The sequence below is a fragment of the Ferrimicrobium sp. genome, assembly GCF_027364955.1.
In the GTDB taxonomy this organism is placed as follows: Bacteria; Actinomycetota; Acidimicrobiia; order Acidimicrobiales; family Acidimicrobiaceae; genus Ferrimicrobium.
On record NZ_DAHXOI010000007.1, the window covers coordinates 1 to 24380 of the forward strand.

The 24380-nt window shown below is 56.0% G+C and carries 19 protein-coding genes and 2 rRNA genes; 15 read left to right on the forward strand and 6 right to left on the reverse strand.

Going from position 1 to position 24380, the window contains the following annotated elements:
- The 5 genes from M7Q83_RS06360 to M7Q83_RS06380 form a co-directional block, all read left to right on the forward strand.
- Window positions 1–799: ribosomal RNA gene (locus M7Q83_RS06360) — 23S ribosomal RNA — on the forward strand; the annotation flags it as partial.
- 110 nt (window positions 800–909) lie between these two features.
- Window positions 910–1027 (forward strand): 5S ribosomal RNA (rrf, locus tag M7Q83_RS06365).
- A gap of 319 nt (window positions 1028–1346) precedes the next feature.
- Window positions 1347–3155 (forward strand): ABC transporter substrate-binding protein, encoded by a 1809-nt coding sequence (locus M7Q83_RS06370; RefSeq protein WP_298336525.1) that lies wholly within the window; start codon window positions 1347–1349, stop codon window positions 3153–3155.
- Between the two features lie 249 nt (window positions 3156–3404).
- The gene (locus M7Q83_RS06375) at window positions 3405–4181 is read left to right on the forward strand and encodes an FAD-dependent oxidoreductase (RefSeq protein ID WP_298336527.1); all 777 of its coding nucleotides are present in this window, start codon (window positions 3405–3407) and stop codon (window positions 4179–4181) included.
- Window positions 4182–4209: 28 nt separating this feature from the next.
- Window positions 4210–4464 carry a hypothetical protein gene (locus tag M7Q83_RS06380; protein WP_298336531.1) on the forward strand — a complete coding sequence of 85 codons (255 nt, stop codon included), beginning with the start codon at window positions 4210–4212 and terminating at the stop codon, window positions 4462–4464.
- Window positions 4465–4862: 398 nt separating this feature from the next.
- Here the strand turns inward: M7Q83_RS06380 and M7Q83_RS06385 are convergent, their stop codons facing one another.
- From M7Q83_RS06385 to M7Q83_RS06395, 3 genes are all read right to left on the reverse strand, one after another.
- Window positions 4863–6107, reverse strand: coding sequence for an MFS transporter (locus tag M7Q83_RS06385; RefSeq protein WP_298336533.1), 1245 nt, complete (start codon window positions 6105–6107; stop codon window positions 4863–4865).
- A gap of 287 nt (window positions 6108–6394) precedes the next feature.
- Window positions 6395–7336, reverse strand: coding sequence for an ABC transporter permease (locus M7Q83_RS06390; protein WP_298336535.1), 942 nt, complete (start codon window positions 7334–7336; stop codon window positions 6395–6397).
- 100 nt (window positions 7337–7436) lie between these two features.
- Window positions 7437–8339 carry an ABC transporter permease gene (locus tag M7Q83_RS06395; RefSeq protein WP_298336537.1) on the reverse strand — a complete coding sequence of 301 codons (903 nt, stop codon included), beginning with the start codon at window positions 8337–8339 and terminating at the stop codon, window positions 7437–7439.
- 739 nt (window positions 8340–9078) lie between these two features.
- Between M7Q83_RS06395 and M7Q83_RS06400 the strand changes: the two genes are divergently transcribed.
- Genes M7Q83_RS06400 through M7Q83_RS06410 form a run of 3 tightly spaced genes read left to right on the forward strand, consistent with a single transcriptional unit; the run spans window position 9079 to window position 12662 of the window.
- Window positions 9079–9204: a hypothetical protein gene (locus M7Q83_RS06400; protein ID WP_298336539.1), complete on the forward strand. Its 126-nt coding sequence runs from the start codon at window positions 9079–9081 to the stop codon at window positions 9202–9204.
- On the forward strand, window positions 9194–10603 hold the full coding sequence (locus M7Q83_RS06405; RefSeq protein WP_298336541.1) for an FAD-dependent oxidoreductase: 1410 nt from the start codon (window positions 9194–9196) through the stop codon (window positions 10601–10603). The genes M7Q83_RS06400 and M7Q83_RS06405 overlap by 11 nt, the downstream gene beginning before the upstream one ends.
- A gap of 10 nt (window positions 10604–10613) precedes the next feature.
- Window positions 10614–12662 carry an ABC transporter ATP-binding protein gene (locus M7Q83_RS06410; protein ID WP_298336543.1) on the forward strand — a complete coding sequence of 683 codons (2049 nt, stop codon included), beginning with the start codon at window positions 10614–10616 and terminating at the stop codon, window positions 12660–12662.
- A gap of 347 nt (window positions 12663–13009) precedes the next feature.
- Here the strand turns inward: M7Q83_RS06410 and M7Q83_RS06415 are convergent, their stop codons facing one another.
- Complete coding sequence (locus M7Q83_RS06415; RefSeq protein WP_298336545.1) at window positions 13010–13378, reverse strand: DsrE family protein; 369 nt, start codon at window positions 13376–13378, stop codon at window positions 13010–13012.
- Window positions 13379–13424: 46 nt separating this feature from the next.
- Complete coding sequence (locus tag M7Q83_RS06420; RefSeq protein ID WP_298336547.1) at window positions 13425–15029, reverse strand: ABC-F family ATP-binding cassette domain-containing protein; 1605 nt, start codon at window positions 15027–15029, stop codon at window positions 13425–13427.
- A 313-nt stretch (window positions 15030–15342) separates the two neighbouring features.
- Here M7Q83_RS06420 and M7Q83_RS06425 point away from each other — a divergent pair, with 313 nt between their 5' ends.
- Complete coding sequence (locus M7Q83_RS06425) at window positions 15343–15579, forward strand: hypothetical protein (RefSeq protein ID WP_298336549.1); 237 nt, start codon at window positions 15343–15345, stop codon at window positions 15577–15579.
- Window positions 15580–15794: 215 nt separating this feature from the next.
- Complete coding sequence (locus tag M7Q83_RS06430) at window positions 15795–16361, forward strand: hypothetical protein (protein WP_298336551.1); 567 nt, start codon at window positions 15795–15797, stop codon at window positions 16359–16361.
- 162 nt (window positions 16362–16523) lie between these two features.
- On the opposite strand, the gene M7Q83_RS06435 is transcribed toward M7Q83_RS06430, so the two are convergent.
- A complete protein-coding gene (locus M7Q83_RS06435; protein WP_298336553.1) occupies window positions 16524–17411 on the reverse strand; it encodes a hypothetical protein in 888 nt (295 codons plus the stop codon).
- A gap of 37 nt (window positions 17412–17448) precedes the next feature.
- Between M7Q83_RS06435 and M7Q83_RS06440 the strand changes: the two genes are divergently transcribed.
- The 5 genes from M7Q83_RS06440 to M7Q83_RS06460 all read left to right on the forward strand — a co-directional run bounded on the left by M7Q83_RS06440 (window position 17449) and on the right by M7Q83_RS06460 (window position 24349).
- Window positions 17449–18207 carry an HAD-IIA family hydrolase gene (locus M7Q83_RS06440; RefSeq protein WP_298336555.1) on the forward strand — a complete coding sequence of 253 codons (759 nt, stop codon included), beginning with the start codon at window positions 17449–17451 and terminating at the stop codon, window positions 18205–18207.
- Between the two features lies 1 nt (window position 18208).
- Entirely contained in the window at window positions 18209–19216 is a 1008-nt protein-coding gene (locus M7Q83_RS06445) for an NADP-dependent oxidoreductase (RefSeq protein WP_298336557.1), read from the forward strand.
- A gap of 229 nt (window positions 19217–19445) precedes the next feature.
- A complete protein-coding gene (locus tag M7Q83_RS06450) occupies window positions 19446–20495 on the forward strand; it encodes a LacI family DNA-binding transcriptional regulator (protein ID WP_298336559.1) in 1050 nt (349 codons plus the stop codon).
- 13 nt (window positions 20496–20508) lie between these two features.
- Window positions 20509–22335, forward strand: a complete 1827-nt coding sequence (locus M7Q83_RS06455; protein WP_298336561.1) for a hypothetical protein — start codon at window positions 20509–20511, stop codon at window positions 22333–22335.
- Window positions 22336–22627: 292 nt separating this feature from the next.
- Window positions 22628–24349, forward strand: coding sequence for an ABC transporter substrate-binding protein (locus tag M7Q83_RS06460; protein ID WP_298336563.1), 1722 nt, complete (start codon window positions 22628–22630; stop codon window positions 24347–24349).
- Window positions 24350–24380 lie beyond the last annotated feature (31 nt).

The window sequence follows — 24380 nt, forward strand, 5'->3', positions numbered from 1 at the left end:
AGGTGCTGAGCTGCGTTTTTCGAAGGGAATGATGTGAAGATCTACACCAAGACAGGGGATAAAGGAACCACTGGATTCTCGGTGCCGGAGCTCTAACCATGGTCCGTGAATCCGGATCGGGAACAGCGTCAGGTGGGCAGTTTGACTGGGGCGGTCGCCTCCTAAAGAGTAACGGAGGCGCCCAAAGGTTCCCTCAGACTGGTTGGCAATCAGTCGTTAGAGTGCAATGGCAAAAGGGAGCTTGACTGCGAGACCCACAAGTCGAGCAGGTGCGAAAGCAGGGCATAGTGATCCGGCGGTAGCGTGTGGAAGCGCCGTCGCTCAACGGATAAAAGGTACCCCGGGGATAACAGGCTCATCTTGCCCAAGAGTCCATATCGACGGCAAGGTTTGGCACCTCGATGTCGGCTCGTCGCATCCTGGGGCTGAAGTAGGTCCCAAGGGTTGGGCTGTTCGCCCATTAAAGCGGTACGCGAGCTGGGTTTAGAACGTCGTGAGACAGTTCGGTCCCTATCCGATGCAGCCGCAGGAAACCTGAGAAAGGCTGTCCCTAGTACGAGAGGACCGGGACGGACGTAGCTCTCGTGTGCCAGTTGTCCTGCCAAGGGCATGGCTGGTTAGCGACCTACGGAAGGGATAAGCGCTGAAAGCATATAAGCGCGAAGCTCTTTTCAAGATGAGGTTTCCCACAGGGTTAACCTGGTAAGGCCCGTGAGAGACGATCACGTTGATAGGCCGGAGGTGTAAGCACAGCAATGTGTTCAGCCGACCGGTACTAATCGGCCGAGGGCTTGGAGATACCCGTGCTCGCTCTTTCCTTCTCAAAGAAGTGATGATAGCTACGCAGACAGATGGTTGCCCACAGCGACGTTGCTAGTTGCGTAGCATTGATCTAGTTTGACAATTTCGAGCGGTGGCAATAGCGGTGGGGAGACACCCGTTCCCATTCCGAACACGACCAGTTAAGCCCGCCCGCGCCGATGGTACTTGGGGGGAGGCCCCCTGGGAGAGTAGGGCACTGCCGCTCGTTTCAACAACCCCCCTCCTTGCGAGGGGGGTTGTTCTGTTTTGTCCCCTGCCAAGGCTTGGACCCTCCGGGGTTGGCCCCCTTGCTGGGGAGTCGCCCTGTTGCCTTGGGGTTAGCTGAGGAAATTCGGGGGAAATCTGCGGAATCGGTTGCTAGGAACGATGGAAAGTAATAAAGTAGTACAAATTCGGTGATACAACAGAAGATTGTATTGCTGGGGGAGATCGTTCGGGGGACCTGGTGGTCCCGCTGTAACACGGTCTTGGTAATCTGCCCTAGAGGTAGCGGATTTCGGGGAGGGTTTCGAGAGATGTCGGGTATGAAAAGTTGGATGAAGCTTGGCTTGTTGGCTGGTGGCATGTCATTGGTGGCAGCTGCCTGCGGTAGCACGAGCTCTGGCGCCGCGGCCTCTGGTTCGTCGGCGTCCCAGGTTGCGGCCAATTATGCGAGTTATGCGTTGCACACCGGTGATACGTATTCTTGGGTCTTGCCGATCCCGAATGAAGCCAACTACGAACCTTGGGATCAGAACGCTGAGTATGGTATGTACCGGCCCCTATACGTGGCGGGCAATGGTGCGTCGCCAGTGATCAACTACGCCGATAGTATTGGGCAACAGCCGGTGTATTCCAATGGTGATAAGACGGTTACGGTCACACTCAACGCGTGGAAGTGGTCCGATGGGAGTGCGGTCACGGCGAGGGACGTCCAATTCTTCTATAATTTGTATGTTGCGAATAAATCTCAGATTGCTACCTACGTACCAGGTAACTTCCCCGATAATGTTGCGAGTTTTCATGTGGATTCGCCGACACAGTTCACCTTGACCCTCAAGAGTGCGGTCAACCCGTTGTGGTTTACGGATAACGAGTTGACCGATGTTGTCCCGCTCCCGCAGCAGGTGTGGGATCGCGAGTCTGCGGGAGGGAAGGTGGGCAACTATGACCTTACCCCTGCGGGGGCGAAAGCTGTTTTCAAGTTCCTCTACGCGCAGTCGTCGAAGCTCTCCACCTATGCCACCAATCCCTTGTGGCAGGTGGTCGATGGTCCATGGAAGTTGCAATCCTATGATCCGACGACGGCGCGTACCGTCTTCGAGCGCAACAATGCCTTCACCGGTCCTGATAAGCCGAAACTGTCTGGTTACGTGTTAGAGAGTTTCTCTTCACAGACCGCCGAGGTCGATGCCTTGCGTAATGGCAGCCTTGACTATGGGTACCTGCCGCTGAGTGATGTCAAGTTGTCCTCGACGTTCAAGGCGGATGGGTATACGATTGCGCCGTGGGCAACGGACTATGTCCAGTGGGCAGAGTTGGGTTATACAAGTAAGACCTGGGGCCCGTTAGTCAAGCAGCTCTACATTCGACAGGCACTCCAGCATGTGATCAATGAGCCCCTCTACCTGAGCGCGACACTCCACGGTGATGGGCAGTTGACCTATGGTCCGGTCCCGAATCTGCCAGGATCACCCTACGTGTCGCCGCAAGAGAAGACGGATCCAGATCCTTACTCGGTGAGCGCGGCGAAGGCGTTGTTGACCGCACACGGTTGGACCACTGGCTCCAATGGCGTGATGGTGTGTTCAGACCCTGGCACCGGTGCGACGCAATGTGGAGCAGGTATTGCCAAGAGCGAGCCACTGAGTTTGAAGTTTATGTATCAGACTGGTACACCGACCCTTCAAGCCCAGGTAGAGGCCTTCGCTACGGCGGCAAAGTCGGCCGGGATGGACTTGGTTTTGGATCCGCAGTCGCAGTCGACCATGTTTTCTATCGGCGGAGTTTGCCCGTCTTCTGGTCCGTGCAACTGGGGTATCATCCTCTATCGGACTTTCCTATGGAACTACGGCCAAGGCGATGTATTGCCAACCGGTGGGCAGATGTTCGGTGCTGGCAATTACTGGGGTGGAGGGTATAGTTCTTCGACGGCGCAGACCCTCATCAACGACACCCATACGCAGGCCGGTCTCCAACCGCTGTTTAACTACGAGAACTATATCTCGACACATGTCGCAGCGCTCTGGTTCCCGACCTGGGACTGGCAAGTGTCGGTTGTTTCGAATCACCTCCATGGATGGGATCCACAGCAGGTCTTTGGCGATCCGGTTCCTTCGCGGTGGTATTTCTAAGGTCGGGAGTCTTCGTTTGCGCAAGTGACGGTAAAGAGGTGCTCGAGCTTGGGGGTACGCGCTCGACGTGGAGGTGGGCAGTTCTAACCCAGCCGTGAGGAGTACGGCGCTTACGCGAGTTGTGGGAGATGGACACCCAGGGTGTGCGGTGCGGCAGTGACGGCGATGTTCGGGCTGCTTCCCCTGGGCTCGGATGGATCGGTCGGCTGATGCTGGAGGAGGCTATCGTGCCCACCCAAACCTAGGCTCGTGGTACTTGGCGCGGGGTTACGCGTGCTCTATCGGCTGCACGATAAGTTTCAGATCCTACTGGTTGGACCACGTACCGATAGTTTGGCCAAACAAACCCTTCCCGAGGTGGCGTTGAGTGGCAAGCCGGTCGCGCACGCGCGGTTACCCCTCGCGCCCATTGCCAGACGGACGCAGGCACAGTGGATCCAGGCTAGCGCAACGAGTATCGATCCAGAGGCTCAGCTGGCCCAATTGGACAGTCATGGGACGATCAGCTATGACTTCTTGGTGATCGCAGTTGGCGCTGTCAAAGACTACTCGGCGATTGAGGGTTTAGAGGAGTTTGGTTACTCGGTCTGTGATGACGATCACGCACCGCGACTATGGGATGCGCTCTCCGCCTTCAAGGGTGGTCCGATTGTTGTGGGGGCAGCGTTGAGCACTTGGGGAACCAAGGTGGCGGTACCTGACCTGAAGACACCGTGCGAAGGTCCAATTGGTGAGGTGATCTTCATGGCCGGCTATGAGCTGCGATCGCGAAAGATCGCACATACGATCTCGGCTTTCACCCCTGGTGATGTCTTCTTCGACGACGTTGGTGAGAACGTTCATGCAAGCATCGGTCCTTTGCTTGGGGCAGCGGGGGTTGAGGTCTTGACGGCCAAAAATGTCAGCCGAGTTGCCAAGGGATCGGTAACGTTTACGGATGGCACGGAGTTGGAGTCCGAGTTAACCGTGGTGATCCCCCCTGTACCGGGGCCCACGGGTCATCATCGACTCAGGGCTGGGGGATGAGGTTTGGTTTGCTCCCGTCAATGAGCAGATGCAGATCTCTGACTACCCAAACGTCGTTGTGGCTGGCGATGTGAGTGCGCTCTCCATGCCCAAACTGGGGTATATCGCCGTATACCAGGCGGATATCGCCGTCGCAGGATTAGAGAGCATGAGGGGTGATTCGGTGGCGATACCGCCGTATCGACCAGAGGTTTTTTGTATCATGAATCGCGGTGGAAGCGATGCGACCGTGATTCTCTCTGATACGATCCATGGCGGAGGGCGCGATATCGCCAAAAGTTGACCCCTGGCACACTTCATGAAGTGGAGTTTCGATGCTTGGGGTTATCACACGCATGGTCATCTTCCACCCGACCTGCTGCAAGAGGCGTTGGAGACGTTCCTTTCATAGATGCCCCCGCGAACCGCTTGAACCAGGTGTCGTGGTCGGTCTCAAACGGCGGGGTATGATCCGCTAAGGTCCAGGGATCGAAGTACACCTATCTCGAGTTCAACCTTTGCTGTGCGGCGAGGTAGCAGAGGTAGGAGTCACCGTGACGGTAGGGAAGCCACCTCGAGTCAGCGATTGCGCATCGACCATGCCGCACGAGAGTAGTCACAGTGGGGCGATCGTGCCTTCTCGTTTGCGGCTGTGGAAAGGCCCTATCGAAGCGTGTGGGGTGGAAGAATTTGTTGATGTGGCTAGTCAGCGGGGGTTTGCAGGGGCTCCTTGGTCCCTTTGAGGCGGAAGAAGAGAATGGCGGCAACCAACAGAGAGAGCGCCCCAGCGATAAAGGCCCAACGTGGAGAGAAGTCTTGAGAGAGAAAACCTACCGTGGGCGCTCCAATCGGCGTGCTGCCGAGAAAGCCCAACGTGTAGAGGGCCATCACGCGTCCTCGCATCTCGAAGCGAGAGTTCATCTGGAGGGTGGCATTGGTGAGCGCGTTGAAACCGATGGAGAGGGCGCCCAAGCCCATGAGGGCAAGGCCAGCCAGCCAGATGCTCGGAGCTAGCGCCACAAGTACCATGAGCAGAGCGAATCCCACTGAGATCACGGTCATGAGACGTGGGCCAGCTGGACGCCGGAGTGAGGCGGCAACAATACTACCAAAGATTGCTCCAACCCCAAAGAGCGACATGAAGTCGCCGAGCAGTTGGGCATGTCCGTGGAAGGTCGTCTCAGCTAGCAATGGGATGGTTACCGGAAAGTTATAGGCGAAGATGCCGGCGATCATGATCGCTACCAAGGTGCTGAGAAGGATCGGACGATTGCGCACGTAGCGCAAGCCAGCACGGATCTGACCCGGTTCACGCAGTACGGTTCCCTGCACGAAGAATTCACCCGGTTTCATCAGGACAAGCGCGAGCAGGATCGCCAGGAAGGAAATCGCGTTTAAGAGAAAGCCCCAGCTGAGGCCCAGGCTCGCGATCGCTATGCCGACCACGGCTGGCCCGATGGCGCGTGCAAGATTAAAACTGGCAGCGTTGAGCGTGACCGCATTCTGCAGGTTGTCGTGCCCCACCAGCTCCTGGACAAAGCTTTGCCGGGCTGGGGTATCGATGGCGTTGATGAGCCCCAAGATGAGAGAGAAGATAAAGACGAGAAGGATGTTGATCTGGTGTTGTGCGACGAGATAGAAGAGAATGAAGGCCACTAGCATGAATAGCGTTTGGGTGACCATGATGAGGTGTTGACGGTTGCGCCGGTCAACGATGATGCCGGCTTGAGCACCGAAGAGCAGGATGGGGAGGAATTGCGCGGCTGTCACCAGTCCGAGCAGCGACCCGCTCTTGCTCAAGGTGAGCACGAGGTAGGCGATGGAAATCGACTGCATCCAACTGCCGGTGTTGGAGATGAACTGACCGATGGTGAAGAGCCGAAAATTCCGTACTCCGAGAGAGTGAAAAGTATCTCGCCGCCACCGTGCCAGTGCGTTGAACTTCATGACAGGTAGCTCGTTTTCGGTCCAATCTTCTGCTTCAGATACTTCTTAAGTATACCAGTGAGTTGGAGTAGGGGATGGTTCGGGCCCACGCGTTTCGGGTGTGGACACGAGCACTCTGACGTATGGCCTGACGCATGGCCTTGGTTGGCGTGGCGATTGGGGGAATGTTCGGGGCCGGAGATGGGTGGAACCTTCCGCGGAAGAGGTTGGTACGGGCTCGCACAGGGCGCACCTCGCAAGGTCGTCCACGCAAGATCGTATCAGTTGGCCTTGGTTGCCACTCGCACTTACTGCACTCTGACCCGTGGATCGACGACACCGTAAAGAATGTCGACGATGAGGTTGCCCAAGACCGTCATCACGGCGATGACGAGTACGATCCCCAGGAGCACTGGGAAGTCGCGAGTCTGGGCTGAATTCCAAAACAGAAGACCGGCGCCGGGGTAGTTGAAGAGTGCCTCCACGATGAGAGATCCAGAGATGGTGTAGGGCAATGAGAGGCCGAGGAGGGTCAACGTTGAGTTTAAGGAGTTGCGTAAGACATGCCGGAGGAGGATCGTCCGATTGCGCGCACCCTTTGACCTGGCCGTTCTGACGTAATCTTCCAGCAAGTTGTCGATGACCGAAGAGCGCATGTATCGGCTGAAATAACTCACGTTGGCCAAACAGAGGGTGATGATTGGGAGGGCGAGATCGGTGGCGTCGATGGTGAGGCTTCCCCCAAAATTCGAGGCGGTGGACGGGAAGACCGGTAGCCAGATATTGAGGATGACGATGAGTACCACGCCTAGGAGGAAAGTGGGCATCGAGTACATGATGAGCATGGTACCGCTTAAGGCATGATCGTCGGCGCGATTGCGCCGGTAGCCTTGCCAAAGTCCCATGGGTATCGCGATGGCGACCGCGAAGAGGAGCGATATCGCCACGAGGAAAAAGGTGCGGGGAACGTACATAGCGAGCAAGGTAGAGACGTTTTCACTGAGCTTATAGGAGTAGCCAAAGTTCCCCCGGAGCGCATTCCAAGCCCAGGTAAGGTACTGGACCGGAAGCGGTCGTAGGAGCCCTTCTTGCACTTCGAGTGCATGGACCTGGATAGGGCTGGCCTTCTGGCCGAGTTGGGCCCGTACGAGGCCTCCGGGCAGCAGATGCAAAATGATGAAGACGATAATGGAGACTGCGATGATGGTGATGATGGCCTGGCCGCAGCGTCGGAGGACGTATCGGATCATGCGCACTCCTCCCGTCGTTTCATTGAACACCCGCTGGTTTGCTCAGCTGTCAGTGTTGGTCGTCTTGTTGGTGAGGAGTGAGGAGGTAGCATCGGGGTCCTTAGCGCTGTGCCAGTCGTGATTCCACGACATCTCGTAACGCGTCTCCAAGAACATTTACGGCCAGAACCGTCAAGACGATGAGGACCGCCGCGGGCCAGAGCTGCCACCAATAGCCATCAAAAATGTTGTTTACGCCACCGGCGAGGATCTCTCCCCAGTTCGTAGCGGGTGGTGGGATGCTGAGGCCGAGATAGCCCAGCGCGGCGAAAGTGAGAATGGCATCAGCCACCTTCAGCGTTCCGTTGACCACAAGCACGCCGAGAACATTTGGCATGATATGGCGTGCGATGAGCCGCCATCGGGGTGCTCCGAAACCTGCTGCCGCCACCACGTAGTCGCGTGTTTTGAGGCTCAACGTCTCTCCGCGTACGAGTCGGGCGGTCGAGAGCCAGCTCACTCCCGAGATGACCAGAATGATCAACCACAGCGTTGGTCGAACAATGGAGGCGAGCAGGATCACAAAGAAGAGGAAGGGGATTGATAGCAGAGCGTCGACGATCCGCATCATCACTGAGTCGACCATGCCGCCAACAAAACCACTGATGGTCCCCCATACGAGGCCAAAGGCAGAGGCAAGGAGTCCAACGGCAAGTCCTAGCTCGATGGTGCTCTGTCCACCGAGCATCAGTCTTCCGAGTTCGTCTCGACCTGCGGGACTCGTTCCAAGGATGTGTGCAGCTGAAGGCGGTTGATTTTCGAGCAGCAGCTGAGCGGAAACCTGATTTGTATGGTACACAACTGGGCCGACAAAGCAGAACAAGATGATGAGTAGTAAGATGACGAGACTCCCAACCGCAAGCTTGTTCGCCATGAAGGTGGTAACGGCCGCACGCAGTGCGCCCACCCGCTGGTCGACATCAGCAGGGTTTGCACCTGGCTCCGTGGTCGTGATAGCCGTCATTGCCCCTCCTTCAACCCGGCCCTGACGGCCTCGGCATTTGGTGGCAACGGTGCGCCACGGCCGTGCTTGCCGTCGAGTTGTTAGTTATGATACAGCACGTTGTTCACAGAGAGGGCAGCGGAGTGCACATTTTTACCCAGCCTTTATATCGGACGCGTTCTAGGGCGAACACGAGGGACCCGTATGCCGTTTGTTGGCCCATCCAACCGGTGGGCATTTCCTCGTGCGGTGGCGTTGTTGTGCGGAATTAGTTGCACAAATGGATCTACAGTAATAATGTATTCGTTTAGGTAGCAAACAACGCAAGATTGCGAAGTCGGTTATCTGAGCGTTACTGTAGGGGAATGGTTGATGCTATGCGGGCGCGATGGAGGCCGCTCGTGGATGTGACGCTCTCGCTTTGATGGCATTGCTGGGGATGGGCTACAGAATAACCCGACATAACGTGTGGATAAGTCAGTAGGGCTCGTTGAACGGTAGGACAGAGGTTGGCGCTAGCTTGACGGTATTGTTGTCGTTATAAGTTGATCCCAGGTGGCTGCTGTGCCACGAGCATTTGATGAGGACGGTAGGGGTCAATGCATGAGATTGGGTGACGCAGAGAGAACAGGTTCCGTGACGGAGCTGTGGTGCCATCGAGAGGGAGCAGAGGAGCGAAAAGATGGACGCAGAGCATTTGTATGGTACTTTGAGGAGGTGGGCAAGGTTGCAGGCCTCCATGTTGCACGTTGGAGTGGTAATGGATGTACGTGAGATTCGCATCCCAGCTGCTCTGGCGGTTGGTTCACACGGAGTACAGGTCAACGGGGCACATGTGGGTCCAGTAGTGGATGTGTGGGGGAGGAGAGTGATCGATGGACAGTGAACGGGAGGCCATTCGGGCACTGACCGGTGCGCACGATGGGGTGTACTGGCTTGAGTCAGAGGAGGCACCTAGCTTTGGTTCACCCCTTGGACACCATGAAGATGTCGATCTCGTCATCGTGGGGGCTGGTTTTCTTGGACTTTGGAGTGCGATCCTTGCCAAGGAGCGCTTTCCAGAATGGAAGGTGGTCGTCGTTGAAGGTGGCCGTGTGGGTTTCGGTGCCAGCGGTCGCAATGGGGGTTTTATCGATGCGAGTCTCACTCATGGTCTTGAAAATGGCTTAGGACGATGGCCGGATGAGATGGTCGAGCTGGAACGTCTCGGTGGGGAAAATCTGGATGCCATCGCTGACTTTGTCGCGCGGCATCACATCGACTGTGACCTCACCTTGGCTGGAAGTATTGATGTCGCCACTGAGGCTTGGCAGCTCGATGGGTTAGAGGAGTACGCGCAGAAGGCTCGCACCTTTGGCCATGAAACAGAGGTACTGGATCGCCAAGCGGTGCAGGAGCTGGTGCACTCGCCACGGTATGAGGGCGGGTTATTGACCAGGAATCGCACCGCCTTGGTCAATCCAGCAAAGTTGGCCTGGGGACTCGCCGAGGTCGCATCGTCCCTTGGCGTACGTATCCATGAAGGGACTTCTGTCACCGGGGTGAGTTCGGCAGCTGGAATGGTCGATGTGACCACCGCGCAGAGTGGGTCGCTGCGTTCTGCGAAGGTGATCCTTGCGACGAATGCCTTCCCCTCATTGCTGCCGGGTGTAAGAAATTTTGTCATTCCTGTCTACGACTATGTCCTCATGACGGAACCTTTGACGTCCGCGCAGTTAGATTCAGTGGGTTGGCATGGACGCCAAGGTCTTTCGGATCTTGGTAATCTCTTTCATTACTATCGTCTGACCAACGACAACCGTATTCTGTGGGGCGGTTATGATGCGATCTATCACTATGGATCCAGAATGAGTAGCGCATACCGGCTCCGTACCCGCACGCACCTGCTGCTCGCTCGTCATTTCTTTGAGACGTTTCCAATGCTAGAGGGGGTACGATTCACTCACGCATGGGGTGGTGCCATCGATACTTCCACCCGATTTTCGATGTTCTTTGGTTCTCGCCACCAAGGCAAAATTCAGTATGCTCTCGGCTTCACCGGATTAGGGGTAGGCGCTACCCGCTTTGCAGCCCAGGTACTGTGTGCACGACTGGAGCCAAAGGAGTCGGCATTTGATCATCTCGGTTTGGTGCGGACGAAGCCAGTACCGTTTCCACCGGAACCATTGCGTTCCGTCGTGGTGGCGATGACGAGGCGATCGTTGATGCAGGCTGATGCCAATGGTGGACGTCGTAATTTCTGGCTCCGTACGCTCGATCGTTTCGGTGTCGGGTTTGATTCATGAGGGGGCAATGATGGCGGAGTTACTGGAGATCAAAGAACTGGCGACAGAGATTCGACAGCGTCGCAACACGATTCGCGCAGTCGATGGGGTGACGCTCTCAGTCAAGCGAGGTGAGACCCTTGGTGTGGTAGGCGAGTCGGGTTGCGGCAAGACGATGACGGCGCTCTCCATTGTCCGGCTTCTTCCAGCTGGAGGAGTGATCGCCGGAGGAAGTATCAAGCTTGATGGGGAGGAACTTGTTGGTGCCTCCGAAGCTCGGATGCGTGCGGTGCGTGGTAGCAAGATCGGGGTAGTCTTCCAGGACCCTATGACCAGCCTGAATCCGTCAAAAACCATTGGCTGGCAGATCGCTGAGTCGCTCGTCATCCACAAGGCAGCGAACAAGGCCGCAGCGCGCAAGCGAGCACTCGAAGTCCTTGACTTGGTGAAGATTCCAGCCGCCGCGGAACGGCTGAATGACTTCCCCCATCAACTGTCGGGTGGCATGCGACAGCGCGTCATGATTGCCATCGCATTAGCTAACTCCCCTGAGTTGTTGATCGCTGATGAACCAACGACGGCTCTTGACGTCACGATTCAGGCGCAGATCCTTGGTCTCCTTGATGAGCTGAAGGCAACCCTGAACATGGGTCTCATTCTGGTAACGCATGATTTGGGAGTCGTTGCCGGCCGTGCTGATCGAGTGATGGTGATGTATGCTGGTCGAGTCGTTGAGAGTACTGGTACTTCGCAGCTTTTTGAACAGATGCGCCACCCCTATACCTATTCGCTTTTCTCCTCCATTCCCCGGATTGGGGATGATCGTGAACGCGTCCTCGCGACCATTCCTGGCCTGCCACCGGATCTCGCCCACCCACCGAAGGGATGCCGCTTTGCCGAGCGTTGCCGCTTTGCTCAGGAGCGTTGCCGCGCAGAGGATCCGGTGTTAGAGGGTGATCAACATCGGTTCGCGTGTTGGTTTCCGGTCGATCATGAAGTGCGCTCGGCGGTACTCGGTGTTCAAGAGCGACATGCTCCTCGATCGTTACCCCATGAGCCTCTCCTCGAACTGAAAGGATTGGTGAAAGAGTACGATATCTTTGCAGGAGCATTGCGGCGCAAAGTGGGCAGTATCCATGCGGTCTCCGGTATCGATCTGACACTCTATGAGGGGGAGACCGTCGGCATCGTAGGTGAGTCGGGTTGTGGAAAGTCCACGCTCGGGCGGATGATGGTTGGTCTAGAGCGCCCCACTTCTGGTCAAATACTCTATCGTGGCGAGGACATCGGCTCGCGATCGTTGAGCGAGATGCGAAAGTTGCGTCGCAATTTCCAACTCATGTTCCAAGACCCTTATGCCTCCCTGGATCCTCGAATGAGGATTGGCCCGGCGTTGCTCGAGCCTGTAAAGGTGCAACATATTGGAGATGGAGCGCTACAGGAAGCACGAATGTATACCTTGTTAGACGAGGTAGGGCTGCGACGCAACGCCGTTGAACGGTATCCACACGAGTTCTCCGGTGGTCAGCGTCAGCGAGTGGGTTTTGCGCGAGCGTTGATGCTCGAGCCTGGATTGGTCGTCGCCGATGAGCCGGTCTCGGCACTCGATGTTTCGATCCGGAGCCAGGTGCTGAATATGATGCGGCGTCTACAGGCGCGGTATGGACTGACCTATGCACTGATATCCCACGACCTCTCGGTGGTCAGTTACTTGGCGGATCGGATTGGCGTGATGTACCTTGGAGAGGTCGTTGAACTCGGCGCTGCATCGGATATCTTTGCGAGTCCGGCACACCCCTACACACGCGGGCTCCTGCGGTCGGTTCCTATTCCCGACCCAGGGATTGAGCGAGAAAAAGCGAGAGTGGGCCAGATTGTGGGTGAGCTGCCTTCACCGCTCTCTCCACCCAGTGGCTGTCGTTTCCATCCGCGATGTCCATATGCGACGAAAGAGTGTTCCACCGACCATCCAACGTTGCGCGTTATAGCTTCAGGCCACACCGTCGCCTGCCACCACGCAGAACGGGTTTTGGAGGATGCTTGGGAGCTCGAAGAGCTTGTCAATGCGGTGGATCGCTAACACCATTCTCTGGCGACCGAGCCGACTCGCTATGCTCGAGGCGCTCCTCGCCAACGAGATCCACGTTGCCCATTTGGTGAGCAACGTGGTTGAGCAACAGAGTTACATCAGCTGATGATCTTCGGCCAAAGAGCTCGGCCAACTGCGGTGATAACGGTCAACGCAGCCAGCTTCTCGATACGCTTGCGGTCCGGAATGCACCATTTCGGTCTTGCGGATAGACCGTATCGGTCTTGCGGTACTGCCGGTCTCACACCACCGCTGGAATCCGAGGTGAATCAATGAGACGTGTTTGCCACGGATATCGACCGCCACGAAGACGTACGACCAGTGCCGTTGGCGTGGAATTAGACCAGCTTCAGGTAGGCCTTGCCGTCACGCTGAGCCCGAATGAGCTCTCCTATGGCACTTGGCACAATGGTCACAAACGGGAAAAGTTCATCTTCGCGTATCGACCGTTGGCGTAGAGAGTTGTTGCAGGCAACAAACGAAATACCCCGGGCTGCGAGGTTGTTCAGCTCGATCGAGAGATGGGTGGTGTCGCGTCGAATAAGGTCGGTTCCCCTACCAGAGCAGACCACCTCTACCGAGGCAGAATCGTCCTCAGCCAGGAGGTTTTCTATCTGATGGAGTACCTGTTGCCAGCCTTCCTGATCTGGGGTGTCGAGCTGGATTACTACTTCGAGTTTGGTGTCGTTTGACTGATTTATGTTCATACGGACGATCCTACTGGCTGAACCTTGGAAGACTTTGAGAGCCTGATTAAGCCAACGTCACAAGTTCCAAAAGCTCTTCGTTCCAGTAATCCTCAACACCGTCTGGTAACATCAGGACGCGCTCGGGCTGGAGTGCCTCAACGGCGCCTGGGTCGTGGGTCACCAGTATGATAGCGCCCGTGTAGCTACGGAGTGCTGCAAGAACGCGATCGCGGCTGGCCGGGTCAAGGTTGTTGGTCGGTTCATCGAGCAGGAGTAGGTTGGCACGTTGCGAAACGAGTGTGGCAAGGGCAAGGCGAGTCTTCTCGCCACCCGATAAGGTCCCGCTCGGTTGGTTGAACATCTCTGATGTAAACATGAATGAGCCGAGGATCTGCCGTAAGTCAGTGTCGGTCACATCAGCTGGTGCGCTCTTGCGGAGGTTTTCAAGTGGGGTAAGGTTGGGGTTGAGCATCTCATGCTCTTGGGCATAGTAGCCGATGACGAGACCTTTTCCGGGATGGATGTCACCAGCATCGGGAGTCTCCACGTTTGCCAGCAACCTGAGGAGTGTTGTCTTGCCTGCTCCATTAAGACCGAGAATAACGACCCGGGACTGCCGATCGATGGCAAGGTCGATGCCGCTAATGACCTCCAATGAGCCATAGGACTTGGCAAGTCCATTGGCTTGAATTGGAGTCTTGGTGCAGGGCAGGGGTTGGGGGAAGCGGATATTGGCGACCTTGTCGGATACGCGAACATCGTCGACGTTATCGAGTATGCGTGTTGCCCGTCGGTCAAGAACTTTGGCTTTGCGCGCACGTTTTGCTGTGGAGCCACGCATCTTATCGGCCTGACGTTTGAGTTGGGTCGCCTTGGTCGTCTCCACCTCGTAGAGGTGCCGTCGGCGGGCCTCGTCCTCGGCGCGGGCGACGAGATAGGCACGATAGTGGAGGGTATATAGATCAAGCGTCGAGCGCTGTGGATCAAGGAAGGCAACTCGATTGACGACGGATTCGAGTAACCTCGCGTCGTGGGAGATGACGATCAGCCCGCCACTGAAGTTCTTCAAAAAGTCCGTCAACCAGTTGATGGAGTCAGCATCCAGGTGATTGGTAGGCTCGTCCAGCAACAAGAGGTCTGCTTCGGAGAAGAGGATACGTGCCAATTCTATCCGTCGTCGTTGTCCACCGCTGAGTACCCCAATCGGCTGGGATAGAACGTGGGCTTCGATGCCGAGGGAGTTCGCGAGCACGGTGGCATCGGATTCAGCACGGTAGCCGTCTCGACTGGCAAAGAGCGTTTCCACATAACCATACTCCTTGGTAGCACTTTCTTGGACGGAGGCATCTGTCTCCGTCATAAGCTGTTGGAGCTCGGTAAGTCTGGCAAAAAGATCATCAAGTTGACGTCCCGACAGAATCCGCGAGAGTGCGGTGAGCTGTGGATCGGCGGCGAGGGGGTCTTGTGGTAAATACCCGACGCTACCCGCTCGCTCAAGGATCCCTTTGGCTTCGAGTTCGCCGGCGAGAATCTTCATCAAGGTGGTCTTGCCAGCACCGTTGCGACCGACGAGACCGACTCGATCTCCCTTGTCAACCAGCAAGTTGAGATCATCAAAGAGGACTCGGGCACCGTATTCGAACTGTAGTGACTTGGCATGAACAAGCATGGGGCTCATTTCCGAGAGATGGTGACCTCGCTAGAGTCTACTAGGGATGCCTGATAGAGGCTTCTTCCTTCTGACGTCATGGAATAGTGGAAGGGGAGAAGTGTGGTGCTGACGGTGCCTGTTCAGGCTCGGGGAAGATAGAAACATCAGCAACCTGGGTCGGTACCGGTTAGGATGATTTGGCGCAAAATTTTCCTCTTTATTCTTCCCACATCATCGGAGTACAATAATATGTCAGATAGATCAGACGGCCCTCAGCAGTTTGGCGAGTCGGGTTCGTCGGATCGACCCGATCGCCCCCGCAGCCAAGACGGTGATCGTCCACGATACTCCCGACCACGAGATACCGATCGTGACCGCGGAGGTTTCCGTTCTGGTCCACGACCTGATCGCCAGGATCGACCCGATCGTGACCGCGGAGGTTTCCGTTCTGGTCCACGACCTGATCGCCAGGATCGACCCGATCGCGACCGCAGCCAAGACGGTGATCGTCCACGATACTCCCGACCACGAGATACCGATCGTGACCGCGGAGTCGACGAACGAGTAGAGCCTGGTGTTGATTGGGTGGAAGCCGAGGCGGCGGCGTCTGCATCTGCGCCAAGTGAGCCACCAAACCTTCCATCGCTTCGTTTTCATGCATCGCGCTGGTTGCAGAAGGAGTCAGGCGATGCACCCTCGAGGGCTCGAATCCGAGATGCGAGTCAAGAGAGTTCCAAGGTGCGTTCCCAGCGTCCATCAATGCGAGGCAAGAGTCGCTCAGCTATGCAACAGTTGCTTGCGCGAGCCACAGAAGCCTATGAGCGTGACCGCTTCGAGGAGACGCTGCGCATTACGCGCCGAATCGATTCGATGGACCCGGATGAACCGGAAGTGTTGGAGCTCATGGGTCTGAGCCTCTATCGCCTCGCCCGCTATGATGCAGCGCTTCGTGTGTTGCGTAAGGTTCATAAGGCGACAGACAATTTCGATCAACTGCCTGTGCTGATGGACTGCGCACGGGCCCTTGGTCGGACGGGCGAGTTGGAGCGATGGTGGTTGCGTCTGCGTGAAGCGTCTCCAGCCAAGGAGGTTGTTGTTGAGGGACGAATTGTCTATGCCGGTGCCTTGGCGGACCAGGGCAAGCTTGCTGAGGCTATCGCCTTGATGGAACAAGGTCTAGCTAAAGAGCGCCGCGGGACCGCATTGACAAGTATTCGGCAACGATATCTCCTGGCCCAACTCTTTGAGCGTGCTGGCGATGCCTCTGGAGCTCGGGAGATTTACCTACAGTTGTTTAAGGAAGACAAGAACCTCTACGACGTTGCCGAACGTCTTGCCGTCTTGAGTTAGTGTCAGGTAAGGTTATGGTAGCGGTCTCGCCCCGACCGATAGCGCTCATGGCTTGTGGTGATTGGCACTTCTGTGAGAGCAAGAGGGTGAGCCGCCGTTAGGCCTGATGGAACTGATGTTCCCGTGCTTGTGAATGGATTACGGCGCCTTCATGTCATGGCTTTATTGCCAAGCCCCAGCCAGGATCGCTGTCGAAGGCTCTAGTGCAACATTGGCAGGAAAGCAGAGCGCCGGGTCCCTGGAGGCAGCGATTTCGCGCAGAGCGGCGAAGTTGGGAAACCATGTGATCTTTCCCTCCGTTTGAGTCCACGACATCGAGGGGTGCGCTAAAACCGGCTTGTCCATGTCCCGGGGAGACCGGTTTGTCATGCCAAATGTGATCTCTTGTTCTTGGGTGTGGTAGCAGGCAACCCTGTCAGTGATCGCTTGTGCATCCTGACTTGTCGATAGCGAAAGAAGCCAGGTTTTGACTCTTGCGGTCGCATCTTGACTTGGTTCAACTGTCACTGCTGGGCGCAGGAATGTGGCGGCGACCTCAAGCGATGTGATGAAAACGGGGGCGATATCGACCGGTGTCCCCCCGGGTCGCTCGAGTATTGTGAGTGCTGGTTGGTCAATGATGATATCAGCGATCACTCTGTCAAGGGCCGGCCCGTCGTAGTGTTCCAGACGGTGAACGATGCCGTTGTTGTCGGCTACATTGCCAAGGTAGCTACCTTGGCTGACCAGGATCGCGTCGAGGTCTTGCGTATCAATCGCGATCCATAATGGTGGGTTTGTTCCGAGTCGCGGCAAGCCGACGACGAGACCTCGAATACGCAGCCGTTCCTCCATCCTTGTGGTGGCAATGGTGTAGCGATAGTACGAGGGCGCATCTTCGTGAATCAGGTTTGGCGATGGCCAAGCACTTGGCATCTCATCGTCGAACCCTTCCGCACCTGCGGCTTCGGCGTCTAGGTGGATGAGCGAGATTGGCCCCACCCTAGATATGTTCGTTGGGCGTAGCATGGTGGCCGGGTAGCCTGGAGCGGTGGTGTTGAGATTTCTCATTTGAGACGTAAGGTTAGTGCGAAGGACGGAGTGAAGTATGCAGTGGTTGCTCGATCTAGACGGGGTGGTGTGGACACTCGATACCCCGATTGGAGGTTCAGTTGAGGCGATCACGCGGCTGCAAGAACTTGGTCACCAAGTTCGCTTTGTGACGAATAATTCCTCCCTCTCACGAACCCAGTACATCGACAAATTAGCGCGGTTCGGTGTGGTGGCCAACCATGAGCAAATTCTCACTTCGGCGATGGCGGCTGCGACGTTGGTGAAGGAAGGGGAGCGCGTGCTCGCGATCGGCGAGCGAGGATTGATTGAGGAGCTTGAGAACGTTGGAGCCGATCTTGTTGTGCCAAAGCGACTGGAGGATGCCGAAGGGCTTGACACAGTAGTCTTGGGTTGGTACCGTCAATTTGGTTATGCCGATATGTCAAATGCTTGTGTGGCGATCCGCTCAGGTGCCCGATTCCTTGCGACGAATGCCGATCCGTCGTACCCGCTTGAGCGGCTTGTTGTTCCCGGAACGGGAGCGCTGGTCGCTGCGGTAGTAACCGCCACGGGTGCCCAACCAATTTTCGCTGGTAAACCTGAGGATCCTATGGTGCAGTTGGTCCGACCGTTATTGACGGATGAGACCATTATGGTTGGGGATCGCTTAAGTACTGATGGTCGTTTCGCAGCGCGCCTCGGTGTTGAGTTTGGGCTGGTGCATTCTGGGGTGCGCGAAGAGCATGATCCCGATATCCCGGTGAGTCTGCAGGCTGGCAGCTTGGCGGCAATAGTAGCGATGAAGGTGGGTTGATATGGCGCGGGTTTTGGTATTGGCTCGACGACCGGTTGGCGTCCCGACGTTGGATGACTTCGATGAAGTGGTTCAGGAAGAGCGTCTTCTTGGTGCCAACGATGTGCGTATCGAACCGGTGGTGTTCTCTGTCGACCCGTATCTTCGAGGTCGCATGTCGGACGCTCGTTCCTACGTTGCCCCCTTCGAACTGGGAGGCGCGATCAGTTCAGCTGCGATTGGTAGAGTCGTCGAGTCCAATGTCGAGGGTTGTCACGTGGGTGAACTGGTCCGGGGAGAGTTTCCCTGGGCCACTTCCGTTGTCGCCGATGCGGCAACGTTATGGAAGCTTCCGGCGGAAGGAGGCGTCGCACCCTCGGCATATCTTGGTGCTCTTGGCATGACTGGGTTGACGGCCTATGTGGGTTTGGTCGTATTGGGCAAGGTAACTGCTGAGGATGAAGTGTTGGTGACGGGCGCCGCAGGAGCGGTCGGTTCGGTCGTTGGCCAACTCGCAAAGCTACATGGTGCTCGTGTCGTCGGTTCCGCTGGCGGAACGACGAAGGTGGAAGAGCTTGCCAAGCTTGGTTTTAGTGCCGGAATTGATTATCGTGCCAGCGAGGACTTTGGCCAAATGTTGCGTGCTGCATTGCCTGATGGCATCAGCTTGTTCTTTGACAACGTGGGTGGCTCCCAGTTTGAAGCGGGACTATTCCGTATGAAAGACTTTGGACGTATTCTGCTGTGTGGGGCGATATCCCAGTACAATGACACCGAGCCGCCCCCTGGCCCGCGAGGTTTCGAGGGGCTGGTGGTGCGTCGACGCCTGCAAGTGCAAGGTTTTATTGTTTCAGATCATTTGAAACTTTATCGCGAGTACCTGTCTCTGGCTACCCAGTGGGTGCGCTCGGGGCAGTTGCAGTCTCTTGAAACGGTCGTTGATGGCTTTGAAAGTCTTCCTAATGCCTTCCTGTCCTTGTTCGCTGGAGCGAATGTCGGCAAAATGCTCGTGCGGGTCTCTACCGAGTAACCGCTCGCGTACCCATGCTTGCTTAGCAAGATTGAGAACCGCTACGCGGACAACGTCGGGGTAGTCGGTCGTGCATGGTTTCTTCCGCCACGGTTGCCTGCGGTGTATTCTGAAGATTTGAGAAGCTCCCGTAACGAAATGTTCGCAAACTGTTCACATGGCTATTGCACCTTGATATAGTTAAGCGGTACACAAGATAGTGTGTTGCGAGACAAGGGGGGTGTCGAAGTTGGGTGATCGTCCAACGATCTATGCGGTTGCTGCGCGCTGTGGTGTCTCTACAACGACCGTGTCTCGCGTCATGCAGGATGAGACTTTTGGCTCCGAACGTACTCGTCAGCGCGTTCTTGCTACCGCATTGGAGCTAGGTTGGGTGCCAAACGGCGCCGCACGAGGCCTGGCATCTCGTAGGGCGGGCATTGTCGGGCTCCTGTTCCCCGATCTCGGAGAACCCGATGTGGGCCAGGAGGAATCACCTCTTTATGTCGATCAGGTCATCCGTGGAGCAGAGCGTGTAGCTACGCATGCTGGTCAGGCTGTCCTGATTGCCGCACTGAAAGCATCTGGCGGGAAGAATCTTGCGTATTCTGTTGCGAGTAAGGTCGATGGCCTTGTTATCATGTCACGAAGCCTTGCTGATAAGGATGTTGCGGCGATTGCAAGAATGGTGCCGGTTGTATTGCTGGCGCATCGACCTGGACGACGTTCGCTGGATCATGTTGCAGTAGACAACCGTACTGGTGCGCGCGACATCACAACTCACCTGCTTGCGGTGCACGGATATGAAAGTGTCGTCTTTGTTGGGGGCCCCGAGGGTTCGCCGGACTCCAGTGAGCGGTTCGCGGGGTTTTGTGAAGCGCTTGCGCAAGCTGGACGAACTTTACCTCTTCATCCTGCTGCCGAGGGTGGATTTACTGAGCTTGGGGGACGAACGGCCATGGAGCGACTACTTGCTGGTGGTCGGCCGCCCAGAGCGATTGTTTTTGGAAATGATGAGATGGCAATTGGGGCCATGAGTGTCTTGCGATCGGCGGGTATGAACGTGCCTGGTGATATAGCGATTACAGGGTTCGATAATATCTCCGTTTCACGACATGTCACTCCGCCGTTGACCACCGTGCGACAGCCGATGCGTGAGTTGGGTGAGGCAGCGATCGAGCTGTTGCTCGCTCGAATACGCCAGCCGGACGCGACCAGGAAGACACTCTATCTCTCCACTGAGTTGATATTGCGTGAGAGCTGCGGCTGTGCAAGCGGCTTGTCGTTGATTAGTGAATGAGAGGAAATTCGAGATGACCGATAGCATCGATGCCCGTACGGATTGGGAAGAGCGCATCTATGATCGTTCGGATTCCCAGCGGGCGGACTCCTACCTACCACCGCCGATGGGAGTGGTAGCGACCTCCGACGTTGGTTGCATTGGGCTGACCTGGGACAAGGTGGAAGGAGCTGTCGGGTATCTGATTGAGTGTACCGGAAAGGACGGGCAAGCATCTCTGTTGCGGCATGGCGGTAGCGATGTGGCAGCCGTCGCGGGGCCATCTTTTGTGGTGACGGGACTCGATGATGGGATCGATTATCTGTTCAGGATTGCCGCCGTGAGCACTGCGGAAGCGCGGTCAGGCAATTGGTCCCGAGGGGTAACTGCCGCCACGCTTCCAGGTGCTGCGGTACCGGTTCAGGTTACGGTCGGCGCCTCAACGGTGGTAGGTCCGCTCCATCCGGTGTGGAACATGGTCGGTTCCGAAAGGCTATCGCAACTGCTGATGGGTCAAGACGCCTACGGGAATGACATCGGGCGTGAGTTTCACGAGGCATTGCGGATCGCCCATGACGAATTGGGAGTGCGATGGGTGAGGGCTCATGCAATCTTTCATGATGATTTACGGGTAGTTCGACGTGGAGCCACTGGGACGCTTGACTTTGATTTTGGGGTTATCGATACTCTTTACGATCAAATCCTTGAGATTGGGCTACGACCAGTAGTCGAACTCTCCTTTATGCCAGAGGCATTGGCAAGTGATCCGTCGAAAACGGTCTTTACCTACCGCGGCATCGTGTCGCCGCCGACTGACTGGTCCGAGTGGAGATTGCTGGTGAGGTCGTTCGCAGCGCATCTGGTAGAACGTTACGGTCTTGAAGAGGTTGCACAGTGGCCGTTTGAAGTGTGGAATGAGCCCAACCTGGAGGTCTTCTGGTCTGGAACTCGAGAGGATTACTTCCGGCTCTATGACGAGGCGGCATTCGCACTCAAGGAAGTCGATCCAAGTCTGCAGGTCGGTGGACCTTCGAGTGCAGCAAGCGAATGGGTTGAAGCGTTGGCGCGACATACTCGTGAGGTGGATGGACCTCTGGATTTTGTGAGTACGCATACCTACGGTAATCTTCCATTAGATTTTCGCCCAGTTCTCGACAACGTTGGTTATCAAGACCTCCCTATCTATTGGACGGAATGGGGGGTTGGGAGCACTCATTTCGGCCCGGTACATGATGCGGTGGCAGGTGCACCCTTTATCCTTGCTGGCTATCGAGCGGCGGCGGGCCGACTTGACGCCTTGGCCTACTGGGTGGTGAGTGATCACTTTGAAGAGTTGGGTCGACCGCCGAGGCTCTTCCATGATGGCTTTGGCTTATTGAGCGTTGGTAACCTACGTAAACCTCGGTACTGGGCTGTCTATTTGGCAGCGAATCAAGGACCGGAAGAGATAGAGAGCAGAATATCTGCCGCACGGGTGACGGTTGATGTACAGGCCTCGCGTCATACAGATGGGACAATTGACATTCTCTTGTGGAATGGAACCATCAATACTGAGGTAATGCGTGGCGATCCACGACTGGATCGGGAAGTGGATTTGATTGTCGATCAGCTCTCTGCCTCCCGGTACATCATCGCAATTGCTAGGGTCGACGAGCTTCACTCCAACATCGTGGCGCACCTGTCGGACGACATCGACTGGCCTGATGGACTCCAGTGGGATGAGCTACGCCGGTGTGACCAGCTTGATAACGAAGATCCGCAGATGATCGCTGTGGTCGAGGGGCGGGCCAACCTGCATCTAACGCTGCCGCATCCGGGAGTCGCTCGGCTGCGCCTTCGACCGATTGAGGAGGCGTTGTGAGGCTTATGTCATTGACGATGGATCGCGCGCATGGCGCAATGTCGTGAGCGGACTGGTACGGCGTGCTGCAAGTAGCGAGTTCCGATTGAGTGTGTTGCGAGGAGAAGGGGGTCAACAAGGGAGTGGTAATTGGGGAGCAAGGAAGCTAGCGATGTTCTGCGTTGAGGCAGATACACGTAAGGCGAGTTGTGGACGACAAGCCGGACAATGTGCCGGCAGGTTTTCGGTTGGTGGTGCCCAGAAGCGATCGGGTTCGTAGATGGGCGATTGCAATATGTTGGGAGAAGAAATTATGAATGGGAAGATGAATATGTATCGAAAGAGTTGGTCGAAGAGCGGTCACCAAGGTTCGCGGCTAGCGTTGATGACCAAATTAGGAGTAATGACCGGAGTTCTGTCACTGACGCTTGCCGCTTGTGGTGCTTCGAATTCATCGAGTGCCAGTTCGGCCACGACATCCCCTGCGGGTTCGACGACCAGCCAACTCACAATTGAGGGGACCACTGCACCAGTTACTGTGAACAATTTGAATCCATATAACGGCAATTTTGGTGTTGACTTGATGTACAACTCCCTGATGTTGGTAGACCCTATCAATGGTACGTTGTCTCCAGAGTTGGCGACATCCTTCAAGGCGGTGAATGCCACGACCTTGGAGTTCACGTTGCGCAAGGGTGTGAAGTGGAGCAATGGCACGAATTTCACTCCTGCAGACGTGGTTTTCACCTTTGATATGTTAAAGAAGTATCCAGCACTCGACGGTGGGGGCGTCTGGGATCAGCTATCCTCGGTCACCGCTTCGGGCGACACGATTATCTTTAAACTCAGTGTTCCCGATGTGCCATTGAATCTCTCGTTAGCATCGGTACCGATCGTCTCACAAGCCGTGTGGTCAAAGGTCGCCAATCCCGTCACCTATACAGCTACCTCACCGGTGGTCACTGGTCCGTATACCTTCGATAGTTATGCACCAACAAAGTCGGTCTTCAAGAAGAATCCCCTCTCCTTCGAGGCAAGCGACGTGAAGCCGGAGACTGTAGCGTTCCTCGTTGGTTCCTCTAGCCAATCTACGAACGAGCTGTTGGTTGCCAATGATACGTATGACTTCTCGTATAACTATTTCCCTGACGTACAGACGACGTATGTGGCACGGAATCCGAAATACAACAAGTATTGGTTCCCTGCCGGAGGTGTGGTGGCACTGTTCATGAACCTCACCGAGGCGCCGTTTAACAACCCTGATTTTCGTCGTGGCATCTCCTACGCTATCAACCGGCAAGCGGTAGAGAACAAAGCGGTCTTTGGTGTGGAGGCGGTCGCTCCGCAAACGGGTCTGATTCTCCCTGGCGAGCAAGCCTGGACGGATCCATCCATTCCTAACAATGGACTTATTACGCAAAACGATGCCACCGCGTTGAAGTACTTCAAGTTGGCCGGCTACACCGAGAAGGGTGGGAAGTTGGTCAATGGATCTGGCCAACAAGTGAGTTTCTCGATTATGGAGCCCAATAACTACAGTGACTGGGTGGGAGCTGCTCAACAGATAGCCACCGATTTAGGGAAGGTAGGCATGAATGTCACGCTGAACGAACCGACATCAGCTGTCTATACGACTGATACGGAGGCGGGTGAATTCCAGGCTGCGATGGGAAGTTTTGGTGGCAGCGGTAGCGCGTATAGCACGTTCAACCCCATTCTGAATAGCTCCTTTGCTGCGCCTATCAAATCAGCTGCAGTGAGTAACTGGGAGCGCTTTAAGAGTACCCAGGTGGATTCCGAGTTAGCGAGTCTTGCGGCAGCGACCAGCACCCCTGCAATGATCAAGGCAACATATCCATTGCAACGGCTGATGTACACGCAGGCACCGATTGTTGATCTCTATTACGGGGGCATGTGGGGTATGTTCACCACCAAGCATTGGGTTGGTTGGCCATCGGCGAGCAATCCCTACACGTTGCCTGCCACATGGGATGATGATCTGCTCGCTATTCTGATGCACGTGCGTCCCTCGTAAGTAGTTTCTTAGCGCGTTGGTGAGCCAGCAG